Genomic DNA, 3,676 nt, shown 5'->3' with positions numbered 1-3,676 from the left:
TGGCGGAGAGTGAGGATTATGAACCTAACTCTGAAAGTCGCATGTATATTGAGTTTTATACTATGTAATGTCGATGTGGTCACCAGTTTGCAACCCAGTTATAAAGCAGGGAGCTATTCTCTATATCTGAATGACAAATCAGCATACCAAAAATACAGAAAAAATCAACGGAGATTTACCATGATTTAGAAATATTATTTTGCGGGGTTATGCAGATCCGCAACTAGAAATGATTCTAATTTTTTACCAAACTGTTCTATTCTAAAATAGAAATGTTTCTAGTCCAAAAATCAAAATACTAGTTTTCGCAGATTTTGAATTTCCGCTTTTCTTAAAATCAGATTGATCAAGGCAATTGGCAATGGGTATATATATATACCATTGCCATATTGCCCTATATGATTTTAGGCCGAGCTGAAGCCAAATATAAACTGACTAAACTGTAAATTGACAAGTATGAACAAAACTCTTACCTCAACTTTAGAGCAACTGCAAAGCGCAAGAGTACAAGTGCTTTCATTTTCGATGAGGAAACAAATTAATTTATTTGACTTTGAATCTGGACCCGAAATCAGTTTCAATGGTTTTAAATCCATTTCGGCTTATCAAGAAAAATTGGATGAATGGTATCATCAGTGCAAATTAGAACTTGAAGATGCTATTACCCAGGAAAGCCACACGCCTATCGTCTTGAAAAAGAATCTAGACCTGGCTAGATTTGAAATCAAAAACTTTAAAAATCGATTTTTCCCAAAGGAGAACGAAATCATATTATTCAATCGTGTCAAATTGATTAAAACACCTAGAATTGAAATGCCATCAGATATTTCTTTGAAAAAAAAATAACTGATTATTTCAAAATTCAAGAACATTTTATTGATCTCTTAGATCATTTATACTCCCATCGTATTCTGTTTATTGACAAATACAATTCCATCAAAGAACCTCAAGTTACCGTTGTTCCAGACTCCCTTCCAACTCAAAAGGAACTGTCGTCATTTCTGAATGGACAACTCAGTTTGTTTCCTGCGAAGAGCGGATTTACGAATCTGAAATGGAATAGGGATAAAATTGAATTCATTGAGCTATTTATTAGTGTACATGAAAGCAAAGCAGTAGTTGGCGCCAATGACAAACCGGTTACAAAGAAGGATTATATGGCCCTTCTGATGTGGTTTTTTAATATTCAAATTGCCCATTGGCATGGGTCATTGAGTTACGGAAAAGATCGTAAAGTGAAACGGGAAAGTGAATATTTAAAAGAGTTAGTGGCTACCTACAACCGGATTGCAAACAAGGGAATTTAAAAAACTTCATTTAAGTTAAATTTAAGTATGATAAACGTGTGAGAGCGTCTGAATAATCTTGCCCTGAAATTAAATTTTTAGCGCATGAATACAGAAAACGAATACACTGAGGAGTTTTGGAAAGAGCAGATCTCTTTATTGAGGACCCAACTACAAAATTTAGAAAATTCAGTTGCTCAATTACTCGATCAAAACAATTTGATACCGGAAAAGGATAAGTACTTGGATATTACGAGTGCATGTCATTTTCTTGGGATTGGCAGAAATACAATTTATGCTTTGATGCGAGAAGGCAAGATTAGTTATACCATACTTGGTAGGCAGCGCCGCATGCTAATTTCAGAATTGAAACGGTATGCGAAAGTTAATTTGATTCATTCTAAAAAATCATTGGTATGAATCAGGCAGCGCTGTCATCAATCAACAAGGAAAGCATTTTGTTGGTCACCAATAAGGGCCTAGATGTTTTCAAATACTTTATGGGTAACCGCTTTTCAAAAGTGGGTAAATCCTTTAAAAGTCCTTTTTACAACGACAATAAGGCCTCTTGCTACATTTACCTGGATAAGAAATCCAATCTCTACAAATTCAAAGACTTTGGTGATGCAGAATACAGCGGAGATTGTTTCTTTTTTGTCGGTAAAATTTTCGGTTATAGCTGCGAAGACCGCACTGATTTTCTAAAAATCTTAGAAATCATCGATACCGAACTCAGTTTAGGTCTTAGTGAGCAATCGCTTAAAATTCAAAACCTCCTGGACAAACATCAGGGAACAATTAATGTAGCCTCCAAGATTAAATCTATTCATGATGGTTTTGAGACTGCCAAGAACAAACTACCCATTCAGTACAAGGAGTTTTCTCTTAAAGAACTTGAGTTTTGGAACAAATACGGGATCAAAATAGAGGTGCTACAAAAATACAATGTGCATTCAATTGAAAGCTACAATGGTATAAGCAAAGAAGGTCGGGAATTCTTACTTACAAGCAGTCCGGAACAACCTATTTTTGGCTATCAAGGACGCCGGTTTACAAAACTCTACCGCCCATTTTCGAAACTCAGATTTCTTTATACCGGTGAAATCACGGAGAATTATGTTTTCGGCTTTGAACAACTTCCTGTAAGAGGAGACATTCTGTTTATTACCGGAGGAGAAAAAGATGTCTTGAGTTTAGCAGCTCATGGCCTAAATGCCATTTGCTTGAATAGCGAAACGGCACATATTCCGAAGAACTTACTGCGCGGGCTCAACTACCGTTTCAAACATATCACCCTACTTTACGATGTTGATGATACAGGTAAAACATCAATGGAGAGACTGTGTAAAGAATACAAAAACTACAAAGTCAAGAGTCTTCTCTTACCCCTATCTGGCACCAAACAGGAGAAGGACGTTTCAGACTTTTTCAAACTCAAACATTCTGCTGAGGACCTCATGATGCTTTTTATGGAAATGCTTGATTCTATGTATGAAGACACGCTTTCGGTGATGAGAAGCTGTGAAATTGATTTTAAAAATCCACCAAAGGCTCCCGAACCCCTAATTACAATCAACGATGTCACGATCGGAACTCCGGGAAACTTACTTTGCATAGCTGGTTCTGAAGGAAGTGGTAAAACCAATTTTTTAGGGGGCATGCTCTCAGGTGCTTTAAAACCTGAAAACACAGTAGTAGACACCTTAGGTACTTTTGTACAATCAAATGAAGGAAACAAAGCAATTCTTCTCTATGACACTGAGCAATCTGAATTTCAGTTGTATAAGAACATTTCTTACATCATAGACCGCTCCAAAAGAGAAAAGCCACCTCAATGGTTCAAAGCTTTTGGCTTGGTAGGTATTTCAAGAAATGAACGCATGAACCTCATTCTTGAATCTATGGACCGTTTGTATTACGAGCACGGCGGAATTCACATGGTGGTTATAGATGGAATTGCCGATTTGCTCAACGGTGTCAATGACGAAGAAAGCTCCGTAAAACTCATTGAAGAGTTGTTTAGAATGGCAGCAATTTACAACACGTGCATTCTTTGTGTTGTGCACATGGCGCCATCAGGCATGAAGCTTAGAGGTCACCTCGGATCAGAAGTACAAAGAAAAGCAGCCGGTATTCTTCTTGTAGAAAAAGAAGCAAATAGCAATTGCAGTGTTGTCAAGGCGCTGAAAGTCCGAGATGGATCACCCCTCGATGTACCGCTCATTCAATTTGGCTGGAATAAGGAACAAGGAAGACATGTTTACCTCGGAAACTGTAAATCGTCAGCATAAAGTGGACCGATTGAATGTATATTGCTAGAAGGAGTTTTCAATTATTAATGTTTAAATTTAATTATGGAAACACCAAGAAGAAAAAAACAAACAACAGAA

Annotated in this window: 4 protein-coding genes; all 4 read left to right on the top strand. The window is 37.0% G+C overall.

The genetic code is table 11. The features are described from left to right. Positions 1–456 precede the first annotated feature (456 nt). The 4 genes from Q0L65_RS05330 to Q0L65_RS05315 all read left to right on the top strand — a co-directional run bounded on the left by Q0L65_RS05330 (position 457) and on the right by Q0L65_RS05315 (position 3,577). Complete coding sequence (locus Q0L65_RS05330; protein ID WP_296684244.1) at positions 457–846, top strand: hypothetical protein; 390 nt, start codon at positions 457–459, stop codon at positions 844–846. A gap of 173 nt (positions 847–1,019) precedes the next feature. After that, entirely contained in the window at positions 1,020–1,307 is a 288-nt protein-coding gene (locus Q0L65_RS05325; protein ID WP_296684243.1) for a hypothetical protein, read from the top strand. Positions 1,308–1,391: 84 nt separating this feature from the next. Next, entirely contained in the window at positions 1,392–1,706 is a 315-nt protein-coding gene (locus Q0L65_RS05320) for a helix-turn-helix domain-containing protein (RefSeq protein WP_296684242.1), read from the top strand. Continuing rightward, the gene (locus Q0L65_RS05315; RefSeq protein WP_296684240.1) at positions 1,703–3,577 is read left to right on the top strand and encodes a bifunctional DNA primase/helicase; all 1,875 of its coding nucleotides are present in this window, start codon (positions 1,703–1,705) and stop codon (positions 3,575–3,577) included. Before Q0L65_RS05320 ends, Q0L65_RS05315 begins: the two co-directional genes overlap by 4 nt. Positions 3,578–3,676: the final 99 nt, after the last annotated feature.

The organism is Flavobacterium sp. (assembly GCF_024642105.1).
Classification (GTDB): Bacteria; Bacteroidota; Bacteroidia; order Flavobacteriales; family Flavobacteriaceae; genus Flavobacterium.
Note: the sequence above shows the minus strand (reverse complement) of the source record. Positions and strands in the feature narration are given on the sequence as shown.

Coding starts and splice junctions, on each gene's coding strand:
- Q0L65_RS05315 (WP_296684240.1), top strand. CDS start 1,703: ATGAATCAGGCAGCGCTGTCATCAATCAACAAGGAAAGCATTTTGTTG.
- Q0L65_RS05320 (WP_296684242.1), top strand. CDS start 1,392: ATGAATACAGAAAACGAATACACTGAGGAGTTTTGGAAAGAGCAGATC.
- Q0L65_RS05330 (WP_296684244.1), top strand. CDS start 457: ATGAACAAAACTCTTACCTCAACTTTAGAGCAACTGCAAAGCGCAAGA.